This is a genomic window from Micromonospora sp. NBC_00330, assembly GCF_036136635.1.
Lineage (GTDB): Bacteria > Actinomycetota > Actinomycetes > Mycobacteriales > Micromonosporaceae > Micromonospora > Micromonospora salmantinae.
Genome location: NZ_CP108012.1, coordinates 3,060,238 through 3,078,456, shown reverse-complemented (window position 1 = coordinate 3,078,456; position 18,219 = coordinate 3,060,238). Strand labels below are relative to the sequence as shown.

Here is an 18,219-nt window from a genome sequence, read left to right as displayed (position 1 = left end):
AACGCGCCGCGTCGGCGGCTCGGGGTTGCCCCGATTCAACCTGAGAGACTACTCTCGAAACATGTCTCTCAAGAATCCGTACGGGGATTTCGAGATCAGCGAGCCGCAGGCGCTGCGGGCACTGGCCCACCCGGTCCGGCTGGCGATCCTGGAGCATCTTCAGCGGCACGGCCCGGCCACGGCCACCGGGCTCTCGCCGCACGTCGGCGCCACACCGTCGGTGGTCAGCTGGCACCTGCGGCACCTCGCGACGTTCGGCCTGGTCCATGACTGGGACGGTGCCACCAGCAAGCGGGAACGCTGGTGGCAGGCCGTCGCCCGAGGCTTCCGTTTCACCGCGCCCGAGGGCACCGAGGGGCAGTCCGCCGTCCAGCAACTCCGCGCGGAGATGTTCGCCCGCAACGCCGACGCACCCCAGCAGTGGCTGCTGCACGAGGAACCCCGACTGGACCCCGAGTGGCGCGCGCTGGCCGGCATGGCCGACACCCGGTTCGTGGCCACCGCCGACGAACTGCGGCAACTGGAAGAGTCCATCGAGGAGCTGATCGCCCCGTACGTGCGGCGCAAGGAGGCGTCGGCCCCGGCCGACGCGCGGATCGTCCGGATGCTGCGCTACCTGCTGCCCGAACCGGGGGACGAAGCCCTGGCCGAGCCCGGCGACGACGGCACGGCCACGTCATGACCGCCACCGCCGCCCCCACCGACACCGGGCCCCCGCCGGCCCTGCACCGTGACCGGCGGTTCCGCACCTTCTGGATCGGCGAGACGATCTCCCATTTCGGCGATCGGATCAGCGAACTTGCCCTACCTCTGATCGCCGTCACCCTGCTCACCGCCACACCCGTGCAGGTCAGCGTCCTCACCGCGCTGATCTGGCTGCCCAACCTGCTGGGCCTGTTCCTGGGCGCCTGGGTGGACCAGCGCACCCACAAGCGGCGACTGCTGATCATCGCGGACCTGATCCGCGCCGCGGTGCTGCTCAGCCTGCCGGCGGCCTACCTCTTCGACGCGATCACCCTCAGCCAGCTCTACCTGGTGGCACTGCTCACCGGCTTCGGAGCGGTGCTCTTCGCCATGGCCCGTCAGGCGTTCTTCGTCGGCCTGGTGCCGCGATCGGCGTACGTGGATGCGAACAGCAAGATGAGCATGAGCCGGTCGCTCTCCTTCATCGCCGGCCCGGCCGTCGGCGGTGGCCTCGTTCAGGCGCTCAGCGCGCCGGTCGCGATCGTCGTCGACGCGGTCTCCTTCCTCGGCTCCGCGCTACTGCTCAGCCGCATCCCGGTGACCGAGCCCTCGCCCCCGCCGCGTCGGACGTCCACTCTCGGCCTGGTCCGCGAAGGGCTCGTGCTGGTACTGCGGCACCCGGTGCTGCGGGCCGCCCTCGGCTGCACCAGCACTGTCAACTTCTTCACCTTCATCGCCGGCGCGCTGCTGGTGCTCTACGCCAGCCGCGAACTCGACCTGTCAGCCGGCGCGATCGGCATCGCCCTCGGCTTCGGAGCGGTCGGCGGATTCCTGGGCGCGGCGCTCGCACCGCGGGTCTCACGCGCCATCGGTCTGGGCCGTACCGCCATGATCGGCGCGGTGCTCTTCCCCGCGCCGCTGGCGCTGACCGCGCTGGTGTCCGGACCCACCTGGACGAAGGTGGCTATGCTGGCGGTCATCGAGCTGGTCTCCAGCGTCGGGGTGATGCTGATGGACGTGAACCTCAACGCCCTCCTCATCGCCGTGACACCCGCCGACGCGCTGGGACGCCGGGCCGGTGCCTACAGCGCCGTCAACTACGGCATCCGACCGCTCGGCGCGCTGGTCGGCGGCGCGTTGGGCACCACCATCGGGCTGCGGCCCACCCTGGCCATCGCCGGCCTGGGTGGCGTACTCGCCGTGCTGTGGCTGCTCGCGTCCCCGGTGCGCCACATCCAGACCATCGACACGGCCTGAGGGCTGCCGCGGCGCTCGATGGTGCCGCCGGTGACGACGGGGGCCGCCGTGCGGCTGCCCCCGTCGTCAGCAGCTCGGTGCGCCCTGGCCCGGGGCTGCGGCCCAGGCCAGCGAAGGTCAGCCGGCCTCCGCCAACAGGATCCGGGCCAACTCGGTGGGCTGGGAGAACATCGGCCAGTGGCCCGTGTCCATCGTGACCAGTCGCCAGTGGTCGCTGGTCAGCAGTTTCGCCACCGTGTCGTTGGGCTCAGGCCCGTCGAGCAGGCACTTCACGTACGTCGCCGGCAGCTCACCCAACGGCCGGGTCAACACGGCCGGCTCGGTCAGCGTGGCTCCCGGATGCGGCGTGGAGCCCTCGACCAGCCGGGCGACCTGCTCGTCGGTGAGACCCTGACCGTCGAAGTCGGCCGTGCCGAGCGGAGCCCAGTAGCCGTTGTTGTCGGCGATCTGCGCCTCGAAGGCCGCCTGGCCCTGCCACCAGCCGGAGGCGAACGACCCACCGTCGACAGGCACCTCGGAATCCACGAAGACCACCCGGCTCAACCGCTCGACGATCCGCTCGGCTGCCTGACCCACCGGGATGCCCGAGTAGCTGTGCCCGACCAGCACCACGTCGTGCAGGTCGCCGCGCTCGATCTCGTCGACGACGTCCTGCACGTGGGTCTGCTGCCCGGCGGGCACATCCCGCCGGTCGGCGAGGCCGGAGAGGGTCAACGCGTGCGTGCCGTGGCCGGCCGCCCGAAGTGGTGCCACCACCTCGTCCCACGCCCACGACCCCAGCCACGCACCCGCCACCAACACGAAATCAGCCATGGGCGGGACCCTAGCGGCACCCTCCGACAACCCCGATACGTCAGGACCAGGTGCGGGCCGGGGCCGGCGACCACGAAGGGTCAGCCGGTGGCGTCGAGGTGCGCCGCGATCTGCCCCGGCAGCGGATAGCTTCGTTCGGCCGGCAGGTGGTCCGTGGCCGCCCGCACATCGTGGGCCCGCACCAGTTCCCGTACGCGGTGGACAGTCGGGGTGATGTCAGTGACGCTGACCGTCCAGTCGTCGACGTACCGGGCGACAGCTTCGCCGGACAGTCCGACCTGCAACGACCGGTAGGGCAACGCGCTCAGGTGCAGTGTCCGTTCCGGATCCCACTGCACCCGTACCGGGCTGGCAGTGAGTTGCCGCGACCACGTCGCCCGGTCACCGTGCAGGCCCTTGTCGTAGTGACTCAGACAGGCTCGCGCCAGCGCCCACTCGAAGCCCTCCCGCGTGATGTCGATGGACAGCACGCGCTCCTGCCCGGGTTTCGTGGCCCAACCGCAGCGGTACATCATCCACAGGAACGACGGCTTGATCCAGGTCATCCGGTCACGCTTGAAGGGGGCCACGAAGCGACCGGCGGCCACCGCCGGCAGCGCGATCTCCGGTGGGTACGCCTGGTACACGGTGATCGTGTCGGCCGAGAAACGAGCACGGATCTGACGGGCGGGAACGGACACCCCGCGATCTTCACCCATCGGACCGCACCTCTGCACCGGGATTTCGTACGCCGAACTGAGCACTCAGGCGTGGTCTAGGGCGGGCGGCCCGATCTCAACGGGCATCCGGTAGATCTGGACCGGGTACTCGACGGCCGAGACCCCGCCGTTGAGCCCGCCGGTCAGGTGCAGCTGCGCCGCCGGCATCCAGAGCCGGGCATCGGCGTCGAGCCACATCGCGTCCACCCAGGCCAGTCGGGGGTCGGCGACGAGCGTCCGTACGCTGCGGTCGGGTGCGAGGACGAGGACGCGCCGCCGTTCCAGGTCGCTGAGGTAGATGGTGCCGGTGGCGTCGATTGCCGTGCCGCCGGTGCTGGGTGTGTCGCACCAGCGTTCGACCCTCCGGGCCAGCTCGTCGGCGGACACCGACGGGTCGTCCAACCAGCGGGTGGGGATCCGGGACATTCCGCCGGAGGCCGGCTGGTAGTAGAGCCAGCGACCGTCCGGCGACACCTCCAACTGGTCCACGTGCAGGCGTACCTCGGCGCCGTCCGGGTCACGCAGCACGCGACCGTCGGCGACCACCGGGCCGCCCGCCGTGCTCGGATGTCCGTCCAGCACCCGTCTCGACCGACCCGAGTCGAGGTCGAGCACGATGAGGCCGGCCGCCCCGGCGTCGCTGAGATACGCCACCCGGCCGTTGAAGCGGACGTCGTCGACGTAGCTGCCCGGGTGCACCGCCTCGTCGAGGTGGTAGACCCACTTCACGTGGTCGTCGTCCGGGTCGACGGCGATCAGCCGAGCGCCGCCCGGCACCTGCGCGCCGCCGATCCGCGGCGAACCCGAGTCGACGATCCACAAACGGCCGTCCGGGCCGGTGCGCAACCCGTTGACGTGCACGAACGCCTCGCTCGGCGGCTGGTCGGCACGGTTCCAGGCGGCGTCGGGGTAGGGGACACGACGGCCGTCCGGCAGCGCCTCCACCACCTGCACGCCGGGCCGATCCGCCGACGGGTAGCCCAGGAACACCCGCCCGCGCACCGTGGTCACGCCGGTGCACACCCGGTCTTCCTGGAACACCGACGTCAACCGGTGATCCTCCTCGGTGGGCAGCGACGACATCGACCTGCTCCTCACCCGCCCGGCGGCACCTCGGCTTCAGCCGGATAACCGGCGGCTGCGGCCATCCGGCGCGGTATGCCCGGAGCGTGCCGGCCGAAACCGCCGGTCGCGGGACTCCGCCGGCGCTCAACCGGCGGCAGGGTGCCCTCGGCGCTCAGCCAATCGGCGGTGCCGGGGGGCCGACCCGGGCGGCGAGCCGCTTCGGGGCCATCACGCAGTAGCTCTCGGTGAGCAACTCACCCACCTCCTCCCAGTCGGTGTGCTCGTCCAGGACCATGCCCATCACGTTGGGACTCCAGTCCGGTTTGTAGAAGGGGTGCCCAGTGGCGAGGAGCCCGGCGATCTCGTCGAGTGGCGACCGGAAGGTCAGCAGGCAGGCGGGCTGGTCGAGTGCGGCAGCCCGTGCGTGCACCGGCTGGCGATCGGGGTCGACGGTGAGCACGTGGGCGATGGTCCGCTTGCGAATCCGCCAGCGGGTGCCCACCCAGGCGGGCTCCTCGTAGGTTTCCGGCAGCCCGAGACAGATCGGCCGCAGCCGGTCGAGGACCTCGGGTGGGACATCTCCGGGTGCGGTCACGGACAACGACGCTAACCGGTCGGTGTGACAAGTTCCGCTCGTCGAACCCCGCCCCGGCCGGTGGTGCGCGCCCTGTCGATCCGCCAGGATGGGCGGGGCGACAGTGGGCCGTCGCCCCGGCCCGACCCACCCCCGTGCCCGCTGAGGAGTGCCGTGCCGTCCACCCTGCTCTCCCGCCGTGACCTCGACTTCCTGCTGCACGAGTGGCTGCGGGTGTCCGAGCTCGTCGAGCGCCCCCGCTACGCCGAACACTCCCGGGAGACCTTCGACGACGCCCTGGATCTCGCCGAGCGGGTGGCCACCGAGCAGTTCGCCCCGCACAACCGCGCCGCCGACCTGGCCGAGCCCACCTTCGACGGGCAGCGGGTGCGGTTGATCCCGCAGGTCCGTGCGGCGTTGGACAGCTTCGCCGAGACGGGCCTGCTCACCGCCGGGCTGGACGCCGCGGTCGGTGGCCTGCAACTGCCGCACGCCGTCGCGGCGGCGTGCTTCACCTGGTTCCAGGCCGCCAACGTGGCCACCTCGGCGTACCCGTTCCTCACCCTGGGCAACGCCAACCTGCTGCTGGCGCACGGCAGCCCCGAGCAGGTGGACACCTACGTCCGGCCCATGCTGGACGGCCGGTTCTTCGGCACCATGTGCCTGTCCGAGCCGCACGCCGGCAGCTCGCTGGCCGACATCACCACCCGCGCCGAGCCGCAGGCGGACGGCACGTACCGGCTCTTCGGCACCAAGATGTGGATCTCCGGTGGTGACCACGAGTTGGCCGAGAACATCGTCCACCTCGTGTTGGCGCGTATCCCGGGCGCGCCGCCCGGCGTCAAGGGCATCTCGCTGTTCATCGTGCCGAAGGTGCTTGTCGGCCCGGACGGGTCGCTCGGTGAGCGCAACGACGTGGCGTTGGCCGGGCTCAACCACAAGATGGGGTTCCGGGGCACCACAAACACCCTGCTCAGCTTCGGCGACGGCGCGCACACCCCCGCCGGCAGCGCCGGAGCCGTCGGTCACCTGGTCGGTGCCCCGCATCAGGGTCTGGCGCAGATGTTCCACATGATGAACGAGGCCCGGATCGGGGTCGGGGCGGGCGCCACCGCACTGGGTTACACCGGCTATCTCAAGAGCCTGGCGTACGCGAAGGAGAGGCCGCAGGGCCGGCCGGTCGGCGCGAAGGACCCGGCCGCCGCGCAGGTGCCGATCATCGACCACCCTGACGTACGACGGATGCTGCTGGCCCAGAAGAGCTACGTGGAGGGGGCGCTGGCGCTGGTGCTCTACTGCGCGCGGCTGCTCGACGAGCAGAAGACCGCTCCGGCCGAGGCCGACCGCGAGCGCGCGCACCTGTTGCTGGACGTGCTCACCCCGATCACCAAGAGTTGGCCGTCGCAGTGGTGCCTCGCCGCCAACGACCTGGCGATCCAGGTGCTCGGAGGTGCCGGCTACACCCGCGACCACGACGTGGAGCAGCACTACCGGGACAACCGGCTCAACCCGATCCACGAGGGCACCCACGGCATCCAGGCGCTGGATCTGCTGGGACGCAAGATGATCATGCAGGGCGGCGCTGGTCTCGCCCTGCTGACCACGACGATCGGCGACACGGTCGAGCGGGCCCGCAAGGTCGGGGGAGAGGCGTCAGAGCTGGCGGACCGGCTGGCCGCCTCGGTGGACCGGGTCACCGCTGTCACCCGTCGACTGTGGGCCGACGGCGACCCGGTGCTCGCGCTGGCCAACGCCAGCGCCTACCTGGAGGCCGTCGGGCACGTGGTGATCGCGTGGATGTGGCTGGAGCAGGTGCTGGCGCTGCCGGCGGAGGACGCCGGCGACGCGTTCCACGCCGGCAAGCGGCAGGCCGCCCGCTACTTCTTCGCCGTCGAGTTGCCCCGGACCGGCCCGCAGTTCGACCTGCTGGAGAGCCGGGACCGGACCACGCTCGACATGCGCCCGGACTGGTTCTGACCGACCGGGCCGCCCGTCACCGTCGGCGGGACTGGTGGCCCACGGCCTGCCGCCCCTTGACGACGCCCCAGACGATCACGATCACCAGCGCGATCACACCGATGATGATCAGCCAGCGGACCGCCTCGAGAACCAACCCGAGCAGGATCAGCACGCCGGCGACCACGCCGACAACCCAGAGCAGTGCACGCATGTCGACCTCCCGTAACCGGCCGCGCCTGGTGCGGCCGGCCCCGGCTTCTCGTTCCCCGTCCCGCCGACACCATGCGTGAGCGGCATACCGGAGTCGATCAGGGGCCGGTACGCGCCACGTAGACGGTGTTCGCCGACTCCCCGCCGGTCAGCGGATTGGCGAACGGCACGACATGCGCGCGTACGCTCGCGAACACCTCGGTGAGCGCGGCGGTGAACTCGGCGTCCGGCGGGTCGTCCGACCAGAGCGCGAAGACACCCTCGGGGCGCAGCAGGGCTGCCAGGCGACGCAACCCGGCCGGCGGGTAGAACGCCGCATGGCTCGGGTGCAGGACGTTGCGCGGGGAGTGGTCGACGTCGAGCAGGACCGCGTCGAACCGCCGGCCGGGCACCTCGGTGTCGAAGCCGGTGTCGCCGGCGACCGCCGCGAAGAAGTCGGCCTGCACGAAGCGGGTGCGGGGGTCCTCGGCGAGTCCCGCCGCGAACGGCAGCAGCCCTCGCTGGTGCCAGTCGATCACGTCCTCGATCGCCTCCACCACGAACAGTGAGCGCACCCGGGGGTCGCCCAGCGCCGCGCAGGCGGTGTAGCCCAGCCCGAGACCGCCCACCACCACGTCGAGCGAGTCACCGGCCACCTCGGCGAGACCGAGCCGGGCCAGCTCGATCTCCGCGACCGGGAAGAGGCTGGACATCAGGTACTCGTCGTCGAGCTTGACCTCGTACACCTCGACCTGGAGTGCCGGGTCCCGGCGTCGGCGCAGACTGATCGCGCCGATCGGGGTCTCCCGCCAGGCCAGCTCTTCGAAACGCGCGCCCACGGGTGCCCTCTCGCCGCCGGATTCGTCCACGGATGGTAGCGGTTGCCCCGCGACGGGCGGCCACGCAGGGTCCACGGGACGTTGACGCAGCGCATATCCTGTGCCCGGCCGATCCACCGGAGGGGACCCATGCCGTCGCGGCAGGACCAGCTGCACTCCTACCAGTTCAGCGTCCAGCGGGCGGTCGCCGCCCTGGTCATGCGGGAGACCGACCCCGCGCAGTCGCCGTTTCGGCGGCTGGCCGGCGCCGGCCTGGCCAGCGTCCTGGTCGCGGCGATCGGGCTCGGTGGTTTCGCCCTCTACGGCCTGTTCGCCGGTGGCGGCAAGGGGTGGCGCGACCCGGGCGCGGTGATAGTGGAGAAGGAGTCCGGCGCCCGGTTCGTCTACCGTGAGCAGAAGCTGCACCCGGTGCTCAACTACGCCTCGGCGCTGCTCATCGTCGGTGCGGACCGGTCGAAGACCGTCCTGGTGTCCCGACGCACTATCGACGGAGTGCCGCGCGGGCTGCCGCTGGGCATCGCCGACGCACCCGACTCGCTGCCCGCCCCGGGCCGACTGTCCGCCACGGCGTGGACGGTCTGCTCGACGGTCCCGGCCGGCGCGGGCGTCGAGGCGCCCCGCTCGGCGCTGCTGATCGGCACCGAGCCCGGCGGTGGTCGGCCGTTGGGCGACGACGCGCTGCTGCTGCGCCACCCCGACGGCGGGCTGCACCTGGTCTGGCACCAGCGCCGCTACCTCGTCCGTGATCCGAGCCGGGTGCTGGCGGCGCTCGCCACCACCCGGGCCCAGGCGGTTCGGGTGGCGCCGGCACTGCTCAACTCGCTGCCCGCCGGCACCGACCTCGCCCCACTCGACCTGCCCGCGCTGGGCCGGCCCGCCACCCGGGTGCCGGGTGCCGCGATCGGCACCGTCTACCTGGTGAGCAACTCCGGTGGCGGCCGGCAGTACGCGGTGGCGCTCGACGCCGGCCTGGCCGGCATCACCGAGTTGCAGGCGGGGTTGTTGCTGGCCCGCACCGGGCAGGTCGCGCCGGTGCCGATGACGTTGGGTCGGTTCGCCGCGCTGCCCACGGTGCCTGATCTGGCCCCGACCGGCCCGAACGCCCCGCCACCGACCCCGCCCCGGCTCGCGGCCGGCGACGGCGGGGCGCTCTGCACCCGCATCGGTGACGACGGCGGGGTTGGTGAGGTGCGCTGGGGCGTACCGCTGCGGGACCTGACGGCCGTGCCCCGCACCGCGCCGACCGGCGGCGCGGTGCTGGCCGACCACGTGGTGGTGGAGCCGGGCCGCGGCGCTGTGGTCGAGGCCGCCGCGGCGCCCGGCGCGACCGGCGGCGCGGTCTCCGTGGTCACCGACCTGGGCCGACGGTACGTGCTGGCCGACCGGGAGGTGCTCCCGATGCTCGGCTACCGCGACGTGCGGCCGGTGCGGCTACCGGCCGGGCTGGTCAGCCTGGTGCCCGCCGGCGCCACCCTCGACCCGGCCGCCGCCCGCGCCGTAGCCGCCCCAGACTGAACCCCCAAACTGCCGCCGGCATGGCGGCGGTGATCAAGAGGTTTGCGTCAGAATCTGGCGCGAGCCTGACGCAAACCTCTTGATCACCGGAGAGCAACGTGCGGCGGACGGTGTCAGTCGGCCGGACGGCGCAGGACGGTGACCGCGAACGGGGCGTCGTCGCGCCACGGGCGCAGGTCCCAGGTGGCGAAGCGCTGCTCCACGCGCAGCCCTGCGGCCACCGCGTCGGCGTCGAACGCGGTCAGCGGGTAGCCGCGCTCGGTGCCGAAGCCCACTGTCAGCACGCCGTCGGGTCGCAGGTGCGCTGCCACCCGGCGCAGCACCTCCGGTTCGGTGCCGACGGCGACGAAGGCGAGCACGTTGCCGGCCAGCACCGCCGCGTCGAACGGCTCGGCCTCACCCAGCGCCGGTAGATCCAGTTCGGCGAGGTCGGCGACCAGCCATGTCGGGCCGGGATAGTCGGCGCGGGCGGCATCCACGAGCGCGGGGTCGGCGTCCACCCCGACCACCGTGTGCCCCCGCTCGGCCAGCGCCGCACCGACGCGGCCGGTGCCGCTGCCGGCGTCGAGAATGCGGGAGCCGGGCGCGACGAGGGCGTCCACCAGTCGGGCCTCGCCGGCCAGGTCCGCGCCCTCGGCCACGAGCTTGCGGAACCTGTCGATATACCACTGTGAGTGCTCAGGACCGGTGTCGGTCGCCCAGCGGGTCGGGTTGGCCATGAGGCCACCGTATCCGGGCCGGTGGGGGGCGGGCGGGCGACCCGGACGAGACCATCATCCCTTCTCCGCGCCGCTGGTCAGCCCCTCGGTGAGCAGCCGTTCGCTGGCGAAGAAGAGGATCACGATGGGCAGGGTGAGCACCACCGACCCGGCCATCAGCACGGTCTTGGGGACCTCCACCCCGTCGGCGAGCAGGGACAACCCGAGCGACACCGTCCACCGGTTGGGTTTGTCGACCAGGAACAGCAGGGCGAAGAGGAACTCGTTCCAGGCGATCATGAAGTCGTAGAGCGCGACCGCCATGATCGACGGCATCGCCAGGGGCAGGCTGACACGGCGGATGATGCCGAGCCGGCCGGCGCCGTCGATGGCGGCGGACTCCTCCAGACTGACCGGGATCGTCTCGAAGTAGTTCTTCAACATGTAGACCGACACCGGCAACGTCTGCGAGATGTAGACCAGCACCAGCCCGAACAGCGAGCCGCGCAGCCCGGCCCGGGTGAAGACCACGAACAGCGGGATCGCGATGACGATCGACGGGAACAGGTAGACCGCCAGGAACAGGAAGTCCACCTGTCTGCGGCCGAAGAACCGCAGCCGGGCCACCGCGTACGCGCCGGGGATCGCGACCAGCAGGGTGAGCACTGTCGCGGCGACGGCGACCAGCCCGCTGTTGCGGATGAAGGTGAGGAAACCCTGGCCGCCGTCGTCGGTGGCCTTGAGCACCTCGGCGTACGTGGCCACTGTCAGCTCACCGAAGCCGACCACCAGCGCACCGGGGTCGAGCAGCAGCCGCTCGATGGGGCGCACCGAGAGCACCAGCATGTAGTAGAAGGGGAAGACCGTGATCACCAGGAACACGGCGATCACCAGGCGGCGCAGCCAACGCAGGCTCACCGTCTCGACCACGTCCCGGTCCATCAACCCACCCTCCGTCCGAAGAAGCGCAGATAGATCAGCACGAACACGATGAGCACCACGGCCAGCACTACCGCCTGCGCGGCCGCGGCCCCGATGTCGGTACGGGCGGTGAGGAACTCGTACACCCGCACGCTGACCACTTCGGTGCCGGCCGCACCGCCGGTGAGCAGGTAGACGTCGTCGAACTTGTTGAACGTCATGATGAAGCGCAGCACGCCCAGCAGGGCGATCACCGGCAGCAGTTGCGGCAGCAGGATGTGCCGGAACCGCTGGGTGGGGGTGGCGCCGTCGACCCGGGCGGCCTCCTCCAACTCGCCGGGCACCGCCTGGAGCCGGGCCAGCAGGAACAGGAACGCGAACGGGAAGTACCGCCACGCCTCGAAGACGATCACCGTGGCCAGCGCTGTCGACTCCTGGGTGAGGAACGGCACCGGGGCGTCCCAGCCGAGCAGGCGTTGACCCCACGCGTTGACGATGCCGAGCTGTGGGTCGAGCATCACCTGCCAGACGAACGTCACGGCGACCACCGGCGCCACGTACGGCAGCAGCATCGACGCCCGGACCAGGGTGCGACCCCGGAAAGGCCGGCGGACGACCAGTGCGGCCACCAGGCCGAGCAGTATCGACCCGACGGTGCCGCCGATGCTGTAGATCAGCGTGACCCACAGCGTCTCGGCGAAACCGGGGGTGTGCAGCACCCGGTCGATGTTGTCCATGGTGAACTCGCCGAACAGACCGGTCTTGCGCAGCGTGGCCAGCCGGACCCGCTGGAAGGCGAGCACCACTGTCCACACGATCGGGATGCCGATGACAGCGATGGTGACGAGCAGGGTCGGTGCGACAAGCGCGAGCCCGGCCCGGGATTCGCGGCGGCGCAGGGTCAGCGGTCGGCGCCGGGGTGGCGCCGGCCGCTCCCTGGTGGGGGAGCGGCCGGGGCCGGGCGCGGTGGTGGTCAATTGACGCCCGCCTTGATGGCGTCCACGTCCTTCGTGGCGCGGTTGGCGGTGGCCGCCGCGTCGGACTTGCCGGAGACGAGGTCGCCGAGCACCTTGGGCACCGGCAACTCGCCGAGCATGGCGCCGACGAGTTTGCCCTGCCCCTGGCTCAGGCCCCAGCGCCCGAAGGTGTCCGGGCTGCGGCGCAGCGTGGCCAGCACCTCGTCGCCGTACACGTCGGTGAGGGGCTTCTTCGCGTCCACTCCCGCCTGGCTGGTGTTCCAGGCGGTCAGGTACGCCTCCGGCTCGGCGGGGGTGCCCTTGCGCACCGGGAAGCGGCCCTCGGGGGACATGCCGAACCAGCGCGGGTAGCCGTCACCGAGCATGTACTCCACGAAGGACTTCGCCGGGTCGGACGCCGCGCCGTCGAGAACCGCCCACGAGCTGATCTCGCCGTACTGGGCCGGTTCGGTGCCGTTCGGGCCCTTGATCGCGGTGACGAACCCGCTGTTCTTCGCGAGGAACCCCGGGTCCGCCTGGCACTGGGGGCAGGTCGGCTTGGCGTCATTGCGCAGCCCGGCCAGCTCGTCGAGGATGAACGGTGACCAGATCACCATTGCCGCCTTGCCCGCGAAGTAGGTGGCCCGGGTGGTGTCCACGTCCTGCGCGCCCTTGACCGAGCTGGTGCGGATCAGGTCACCGTAGAAGCGGAACGCCTCGACGCACTGGGGCGAATCCAGTGTCACCTTCCCCGAGTCGTCGGTGAGCTGGCAGCCGTTGGCCAGCGCCAGGTGCTCGAAGGTCTGCTGGGTGAACACGTCGCTGGGGGCGGTCGCCGCGGTGATGCCGGCGACCCCGCCGGTGTTCAGTCGGGCCGCGGCGGCGGTGATCCGCTCGTACGTGTCGGGGGCGGGCAGACCAGCCGCGGCGAACAGGTCCTTGCGGTAGACGAGTAGCTGCCCCCAGCCGTCGCTGGGCACGGAGAGCTGTTTGCCGTCGTCGGAGGTGAGCTCCAGCGCTCGGGGGGAGAACGTCTGCTTGCCCAGCTTGTCGACGACCTCCGCGTTCGCCGAGGTGTGCAGCAGCTCGTTGCCGGCGAGCGTACGGATGCCGGCGAGGGAGACCGAACCGACCACGTCGGGCAGGTCGCCGGCGGCGGCGTTGGCGGCGATCAGGGAGGGGAACTGGTCCTCGTTGACTGTCACGAGATCGACCTGGATCCCGGTCTTGGCGGTGAAGTCGGCGATGATCGCCTTGGTGGCGGTGACGCGGTCGGCCACGTCCTCCAGGCTCCAAACGGTGATCTTTTTGCTGTTGCTGTCTGAACCGTCGTCTCCGCAGGCCAGCAGGGTGGACGCTGCTAGTGCCATGATCAGGGTGGTGGCGAGTATCCGCCTCGGAGGTGCTGACATCGGTGGCACTCCTCTCGAAGGGTACATGCCGGATTCAACACCTTCGATTGATCAATAACAAGACATATCGCGATTTTATGTCTATCCTGGAGCCCAGTGCTACCGGGATGTGACACATGGGCAACTGGGTGGTCTCTCTCGCCGGGCCTCGACGCATCAGCCTCGAGCCCTGCCCGCCGGATCCGCTCGGCCCCGGCCAGGTCCGAGTCCGCACCTGTTACTCGGGCATCTCCGCCGGCACCGAGCTGACCCTCTACCGGGGCAGCAATCCCCGGCTCAGCAAGGACTGGGACGACGCCGCCCGGATGTTCGTCCCCCGACAGACGCCGGTGCCCTATCCGCTGATCGGCTTCGGCTACGAAGAGGTCGGGGAGGTCATCGAGGTCGCGCCGGAGGTCATCGACCGGCATCCGGGGCAGCTCGTCTGGGGCATCTGGGGGCACCGGGCCGAGGCCGTGCTCGCCGCCGACGCGGTCCGCGCGCTCCCCGCCGGGCTGGATCCGCTCGCCGCGGTCTTCGCCCGCCCGGGCGCCATCGCGCTGACCGCAGTGCTCGCCGGCGACCTGCACCTCGGCGACTGGGTCGGCGTCTTCGGCCAGGGCGTCATCGGGCTGCTCGCCACCCGGCTCGCGGTGCTCTCCGGGGCCCGGGTGGTGGCCGTGGACACGGTTCCCGACCGGCTGGAGCACGCCACCCGTTACGGCGCGCGATCCACTGTCGACGCCACTGTCACCTCCGCCGCCGCCGTGCTGCGCCAGGTCACCGGCGGCCGGGGGGCCGACGTGTGTCTGGAGTTGTCCGGCGCGTACCCGGCGCTGCACGAGGCGATCCGCTCCACCGCCCACGCCGGCCGGGTCGTGGCCGCCGGCTTCTACCAGGGCCAGGCCGACGCGCTCGGCCTCGGCGAGGAGTTCCACCACAACCGCATCCAGTTGGTGGCCGCCCAGGTCTCCGGGCCCACCCCCGCGCCGAGCATGGCCGGCCGGTGGACCGGAGACCGGGTCGCGCAGACCTTCATGGACCTGGTGGCCGACCGCAGCGTCGACCCGCTGCCGCTGGTCAGCCACATCGTCGACGCCAGCGCGGTCGCCGACGCCCTCGCGCTGCTCGACCGCGGCGCCGGTGACGTCCTTCAAGTCGTGCTGAGGTTCTCATGACCACCATCGCGCTGGCCTGTCAGGAACAACTCCTGCCGGGCACCAACCTGATCCAGAAGTACGCCCTCGCGGCCGCCCTCGGCTACCAGGGCATCGAACTACGCGGCCGCGGCGACCTGGCGTTCGCCCGCCGGTTGCCCGAGCTGCGCCGGGCCCGCGCCGCCGGGGTGGTGATGCCCACCGTCTGCGTCGAGATGGACCACTTCATCGGCGACTTCGACCCCGCCCGGTCCGCCGACGCCGTCCGCAACCTGCGCTCCCAACTCTCGGTGATCGCCGAGCTGGGCGGCGTCGGGGTGATGACCCCGGCCGCCTGGGGGATGTTCTCCCGACGACTACCGCCGTTCGAGCCGCCCCGTGCCCCGGACGGCGACCGGCAGGTGCTCCTCGACGCCCTCGGCGAGCTGGGCGAACACGCCCGGGCCGAGGGGGTCACCCTCTTCCTGGAACCCCTCAACCGGTACGAGGACCACATGGTCAACCGTCTCGACGAGGCGGTGGCGCTCTGCGCCGCGCTCGGCTTGCCGTCGGTCCGGGTGGTCGCCGACACCTTCCACATGAACATCGAGGAGGACGACGTGCACCGCGCGCTGCGCGCCGCCGCGCCGTACCTCGGGCACGTCCAGGTCAGCGACTCCAACCGGTACCAGCCCGGCGCCGGGCACCTGGACTGGCCGGCGCTGGTGGGTACCCTGCTGGAGCTGGACTACCGGGGCTGGCTGGCGCTGGAGTGCCGGCTGCGCGGCGACCCGGTCCGAGCCCTGCAACAGGCCGCCACGGTGCTGCGACACGCGCTGCCCCGGCGGGCCGCCGCGTGACCGCCGACGCAAGGCTGACCAGCTTCGGCTTGCCCGCCGACGCCGAGCCGAGCGGCGTCGGCTTGCCCGCCGACGCCAGGGCGACGCGCGCCGACGCCGCCGGCACGGGCGGCCCGGCCGACGCGGGCGGGCTGCGTCGACTCGCTGTCGACACTCTCGACGCCAACTGGGAGCACGACCACACGGTGCCCTCGCGCACGCTCTACCCGCACCAGTGGAGCTGGGACTCCGCGTTCATCGCGATCGGGTTGGCCCAGGTCCGTCCCGACCGCGCCTGGCGGGAGCTGGCGAGCCTGTTCCGGGCGCAGTGGGCCGACGGACGGGTGCCGCACATCGTGTTCAACCCGGCGCTGCGGGTCGGCGCGTACTTCCCGGGGCCGGAGATGTGGCGTTCGGCCGATGTGCCCGGAGCGCCGGCGGTGGCCACCTCCGGCCTCGTCCAGCCGCCGGTGCACGCGCTCGCCGCGCTGCTGGCGTACCGGCGGGCGCCCGACCCCACCGGCCTGGCCGCGCTGCGCCGGCTCTACCCCGCGCTGGTCGCCCAGCAGCGTTACCTGGCCGACCGGCGGGACGTGGCCGGTGACGGGCTGGTCTGCATCGTGCACCCGTGGGAGTCCGGGTTGGACAACAGCCCGGCATGGGACGAGTCGATGGCCGCGGTCCCGGCCGAGGCAGCCGTCATGTCCGCGTACCGTCGGCACGACACCGCGCACGCCGACGCCGCGCACCGCCCCACGGACCTGGACTACGCGCGTTACCTGGCGATCGTCGCCGCCTACCGCGACCACGACTACTCCGACCGCGACCTGGCCACCGGTCACCCGTTCCTGGTGGAATGCCCGCTGTTCAACGCGGCGTTCGGGGCCGCCGAACACGCCCTCGCCGAGATCGCCGCGTTCGTCGGTGCCGACCCCGGGCCGCACCGGGCCCGCGCGGCCCGCATCACCGAAGCGCTCCTTCGCCGGTTGTACGACAGGGACACCGGCACGTTTCAGCCCCGTGACCTGCGCACCGACCGCCTGGTGAGCGCCCGCACAGTGCTCGGGCTGACCCCGCTGATCCTGCCCGACCTGCCGCCCCGGGAGGTCGACGCGCTGGTCGTCGAAGCCCGGTCGGCGCGCTTCGGGGTGGCAGGTCGGATGGACCGGCCGCTGCCCACCTACGACCGCACCGCACCCGACTTCGAGCCGCTGCGTTACTGGCGGGGGCCGAGCTGGCTCAACATCGGCTGGCTGGTCCGGCGTGGGCTGCTCCTGCACGGGCACCCGGAGCTGGCCGCCGGGCTGCGCCACTCGATGATCGGTCTGGTCGCCGGGGCCGGCTGCCACGAGTACTTCCACCCGGACACCGGCGCCGGGCTGGGCTCGCCGGCGTTCAGCTGGACCGCCGCGCTGGTGCTCGACCTGCTCGCCGACTGAGCGCGGCGCCGGGTGGTAGCGTCCCCGGTCCCAGCGGCCGGAGGGAGCATCGTGCGCGAGATCGACAAGGTGGCCTGGATCCTCGTCGAGGACGGTCGGGTGCTGAGCACCCGGTCGGTGGGCAAGGACGTCTGGTACCTGCCGGGCGGAAAGCGCGAGCCGGGCGAAACCGACCTGGAGACCCTGCGTCGGGAGATCGACGAGGAGTTGAGCGTCGAGGTCGACGTGCCCGGTGCCGTGCACCTGGGCACCTTCACCGCCCAGGCGCACGGCCACTCGACCGGCATCACCGTGCGGATGACCTGCTACCGGGCCGGCTACCAGGGCCACCTGCGGCCGGCCAGCGAGATCGCCGAGATGGCCTGGCTCGGGTACGCCGACCGGCACCGCACCTCGCCTGTCGACCAGGTCATCTTCGACCACCTGCTGGCCGAGGGTCTGCTGGCCTAGCAGCAGTTTGTCGCGGCCGGCCAGGGGTAACCGGCCGAGCGTGACCGACGGCGACGGGTTCCCGTACTTCATCGACGCGGTGTCCCAACGGTCCGGCCTGCCGGCCGAGGAGGCCGCCGTGCTCGCCCGCGCCGTGCTCCAGACGTTGGCCGAGCGGGTGACCGGCGACGCGCCGGGCGACCTCGTCGGGCACCTTCCGAACGAGGTCGACGGCTACCTGAGCGGCCCCGCCCCGGATGCGGCCGGGGCCTCCGGCCCTGCCTCGGATGCGGCCGGGACGGCCCTTCCAGCCCCGGACCCGGCCGGGACGGCCCTTGGCCCGGATGCTGGGGCCGACGGGTTGACCAGCGGGGTGGGCCTGGAGGTCGGCGATGCCGGCGCGACCCCGATGGAGGCCGGCCCAACGGAGTTCCTTCGTCGGGTGGAACAGCGTGCCGGGGTCGACCCGGCCACCGCCCGGGCCGGGACCGGCGCCGTCTTCGCCACGTTGCGGACGGCGATGACGGTACGGGAGTTCCGGGAGATGGTGGCGCGACTGCCGCGCGACGGCGGAGGCGGCGGTGCCGCGTCCGATCCTCCCGCTTCGCCCGACCCGTACCTGCCCTGAGCCGGCCCGTACTCCGTCGTACCGGCCGCTGCGGCTAGATCTACTCCACATCGCCGACATCGCGGCAACCGGAAAGCGGGATACCGCCAGATCGCGTGTCCGTCGGCAAGACGAGCCGGCTGTCGATTACCTGACCTCACCGTGGCTGTCGTGAAATCCACCGCGCAAGGATTGCCACGCCGAAAAATC

General features: G+C 71.8%; 19 protein-coding genes. 9 read left to right on the top strand and 10 right to left on the bottom strand.

What is annotated here, in order from left to right:
• Window positions 1-61 precede the first annotated feature (61 nt).
• Both OG598_RS13820 and OG598_RS13815 read left to right on the top strand, forming a co-directional pair.
• Window positions 62-682, top strand: coding sequence for an ArsR/SmtB family transcription factor (locus OG598_RS13820; protein WP_328654807.1), 621 nt, complete (start codon window positions 62-64; stop codon window positions 680-682).
• A complete protein-coding gene (locus OG598_RS13815; protein ID WP_328654806.1) occupies window positions 679-1,941 on the top strand; it encodes an MFS transporter in 1,263 nt (420 codons plus the stop codon). The genes OG598_RS13820 and OG598_RS13815 overlap by 4 nt, the downstream gene beginning before the upstream one ends.
• Window positions 1,942-2,058: 117 nt before the next feature.
• On the opposite strand, the gene OG598_RS13810 is transcribed toward OG598_RS13815, so the two are convergent.
• The 4 genes from OG598_RS13810 to OG598_RS13795 all read right to left on the bottom strand — a co-directional run bounded on the left by OG598_RS13810 (window position 2,059) and on the right by OG598_RS13795 (window position 5,112).
• Entirely contained in the window at window positions 2,059-2,754 is a 696-nt protein-coding gene (locus OG598_RS13810; RefSeq protein ID WP_328654805.1) for an alpha/beta fold hydrolase, read from the bottom strand.
• Between the two features lie 80 nt (window positions 2,755-2,834).
• Window positions 2,835-3,434, bottom strand: coding sequence for a DUF4291 domain-containing protein (locus OG598_RS13805; protein WP_328655328.1), 600 nt, complete (start codon window positions 3,432-3,434; stop codon window positions 2,835-2,837).
• A 63-nt stretch (window positions 3,435-3,497) separates the two neighbouring features.
• Window positions 3,498-4,535 (bottom strand): SMP-30/gluconolactonase/LRE family protein, encoded by a 1,038-nt coding sequence (locus OG598_RS13800; RefSeq protein ID WP_328654804.1) that lies wholly within the window; start codon window positions 4,533-4,535, stop codon window positions 3,498-3,500.
• A gap of 154 nt (window positions 4,536-4,689) precedes the next feature.
• Window positions 4,690-5,112, bottom strand: a complete 423-nt coding sequence (locus OG598_RS13795; RefSeq protein WP_328654803.1) for an MmcQ/YjbR family DNA-binding protein — start codon at window positions 5,110-5,112, stop codon at window positions 4,690-4,692.
• Window positions 5,113-5,265: 153 nt separating this feature from the next.
• On the opposite strand from OG598_RS13795, the gene OG598_RS13790 reads away from it, so the two are divergent.
• A complete protein-coding gene (locus tag OG598_RS13790) occupies window positions 5,266-7,068 on the top strand; it encodes an acyl-CoA dehydrogenase (RefSeq protein ID WP_328654802.1) in 1,803 nt (600 codons plus the stop codon).
• 16 nt (window positions 7,069-7,084) lie between these two features.
• On the opposite strand, the gene OG598_RS13785 is transcribed toward OG598_RS13790, so the two are convergent.
• A complete protein-coding gene (locus OG598_RS13785) occupies window positions 7,085-7,261 on the bottom strand; it encodes a hypothetical protein (RefSeq protein WP_328654801.1) in 177 nt (58 codons plus the stop codon).
• 97 nt (window positions 7,262-7,358) lie between these two features.
• Window positions 7,359-8,078 carry a spermidine synthase gene (locus tag OG598_RS13780; RefSeq protein ID WP_112697686.1) on the bottom strand — a complete coding sequence of 240 codons (720 nt, stop codon included), beginning with the start codon at window positions 8,076-8,078 and terminating at the stop codon, window positions 7,359-7,361.
• Window positions 8,079-8,207: 129 nt separating this feature from the next.
• Here OG598_RS13780 and eccB point away from each other — a divergent pair, with 129 nt between their 5' ends.
• Window positions 8,208-9,593 carry a type VII secretion protein EccB gene (gene eccB / locus OG598_RS13775; protein ID WP_328654800.1) on the top strand — a complete coding sequence of 462 codons (1,386 nt, stop codon included), beginning with the start codon at window positions 8,208-8,210 and terminating at the stop codon, window positions 9,591-9,593.
• 113 nt (window positions 9,594-9,706) lie between these two features.
• Here the strand turns inward: eccB and OG598_RS13770 are convergent, their stop codons facing one another.
• From OG598_RS13770 to OG598_RS13755, 4 genes are read right to left on the bottom strand one after another with little or no spacing between them, the layout of a single operon-like run.
• Complete coding sequence (locus OG598_RS13770; RefSeq protein WP_112602530.1) at window positions 9,707-10,312, bottom strand: class I SAM-dependent methyltransferase; 606 nt, start codon at window positions 10,310-10,312, stop codon at window positions 9,707-9,709.
• A 54-nt stretch (window positions 10,313-10,366) separates the two neighbouring features.
• Window positions 10,367-11,233: a carbohydrate ABC transporter permease gene (locus OG598_RS13765; RefSeq protein WP_091406739.1), complete on the bottom strand. Its 867-nt coding sequence runs from the start codon at window positions 11,231-11,233 to the stop codon at window positions 10,367-10,369.
• Window positions 11,233-12,189, bottom strand: coding sequence for a carbohydrate ABC transporter permease (locus OG598_RS13760; RefSeq protein ID WP_196922626.1), 957 nt, complete (start codon window positions 12,187-12,189; stop codon window positions 11,233-11,235). Before OG598_RS13760 ends, OG598_RS13765 begins: the two co-directional genes overlap by 1 nt.
• Window positions 12,186-13,538, bottom strand: a complete 1,353-nt coding sequence (locus OG598_RS13755; RefSeq protein ID WP_328654799.1) for an ABC transporter substrate-binding protein — start codon at window positions 13,536-13,538, stop codon at window positions 12,186-12,188. Before OG598_RS13755 ends, OG598_RS13760 begins: the two co-directional genes overlap by 4 nt.
• Before the next feature lie 158 nt (window positions 13,539-13,696).
• Between OG598_RS13755 and OG598_RS13750 the strand changes: the two genes are divergently transcribed.
• The 5 genes from OG598_RS13750 to OG598_RS13730 are packed head-to-tail and all read left to right on the top strand — an operon-like array spanning window position 13,697 to window position 18,030.
• Window positions 13,697-14,737 (top strand): zinc-dependent alcohol dehydrogenase, encoded by a 1,041-nt coding sequence (locus OG598_RS13750; RefSeq protein WP_328654798.1) that lies wholly within the window; start codon window positions 13,697-13,699, stop codon window positions 14,735-14,737.
• A complete protein-coding gene (locus OG598_RS13745) occupies window positions 14,734-15,555 on the top strand; it encodes a sugar phosphate isomerase/epimerase family protein (protein WP_328654797.1) in 822 nt (273 codons plus the stop codon). The genes OG598_RS13750 and OG598_RS13745 overlap by 4 nt, the downstream gene beginning before the upstream one ends.
• Entirely contained in the window at window positions 15,552-16,973 is a 1,422-nt protein-coding gene (locus OG598_RS13740) for an MGH1-like glycoside hydrolase domain-containing protein (protein ID WP_442931474.1), read from the top strand. The genes OG598_RS13745 and OG598_RS13740 overlap by 4 nt, the downstream gene beginning before the upstream one ends.
• 51 nt (window positions 16,974-17,024) lie before the next feature.
• The gene (locus OG598_RS13735; RefSeq protein WP_328654796.1) at window positions 17,025-17,423 is read left to right on the top strand and encodes an NUDIX hydrolase; all 399 of its coding nucleotides are present in this window, start codon (window positions 17,025-17,027) and stop codon (window positions 17,421-17,423) included.
• 40 nt (window positions 17,424-17,463) lie between these two features.
• The gene (locus OG598_RS13730; RefSeq protein ID WP_328654795.1) at window positions 17,464-18,030 is read left to right on the top strand and encodes a DUF2267 domain-containing protein; all 567 of its coding nucleotides are present in this window, start codon (window positions 17,464-17,466) and stop codon (window positions 18,028-18,030) included.
• Window positions 18,031-18,219: the final 189 nt, after the last annotated feature.

What these genes read in the sequence shown, in the direction of transcription:
- OG598_RS13820 (WP_328654807.1), top strand. Translation starts at nt 62, where the DNA reads ATGTCTCTCAAGAATCCGTACGGGGATTTCGAGATCAGCGAGCCGCAG.
- OG598_RS13815 (WP_328654806.1), top strand. Translation starts at nt 679, where the DNA reads ATGACCGCCACCGCCGCCCCCACCGACACCGGGCCCCCGCCGGCCCTG.
- OG598_RS13810 (WP_328654805.1), bottom strand. Translation starts at nt 2,754, where the DNA reads ATGGCTGATTTCGTGTTGGTGGCGGGTGCGTGGCTGGGGTCGTGGGCG.
- OG598_RS13800 (WP_328654804.1), bottom strand. Translation starts at nt 4,535, where the DNA reads ATGTCGTCGCTGCCCACCGAGGAGGATCACCGGTTGACGTCGGTGTTC.
- OG598_RS13785 (WP_328654801.1), bottom strand. Translation starts at nt 7,261, where the DNA reads ATGCGTGCACTGCTCTGGGTTGTCGGCGTGGTCGCCGGCGTGCTGATC.
- eccB (WP_328654800.1), top strand. Translation starts at nt 8,208, where the DNA reads ATGCCGTCGCGGCAGGACCAGCTGCACTCCTACCAGTTCAGCGTCCAG.
- OG598_RS13770 (WP_112602530.1), bottom strand. Translation starts at nt 10,312, where the DNA reads ATGGCCAACCCGACCCGCTGGGCGACCGACACCGGTCCTGAGCACTCA.
- OG598_RS13765 (WP_091406739.1), bottom strand. Translation starts at nt 11,233, where the DNA reads ATGGACCGGGACGTGGTCGAGACGGTGAGCCTGCGTTGGCTGCGCCGC.
- OG598_RS13755 (WP_328654799.1), bottom strand. Translation starts at nt 13,538, where the DNA reads ATGGCACTAGCAGCGTCCACCCTGCTGGCCTGCGGAGACGACGGTTCA.
- OG598_RS13750 (WP_328654798.1), top strand. Translation starts at nt 13,697, where the DNA reads ATGGGCAACTGGGTGGTCTCTCTCGCCGGGCCTCGACGCATCAGCCTC.
- OG598_RS13745 (WP_328654797.1), top strand. Translation starts at nt 14,734, where the DNA reads ATGACCACCATCGCGCTGGCCTGTCAGGAACAACTCCTGCCGGGCACC.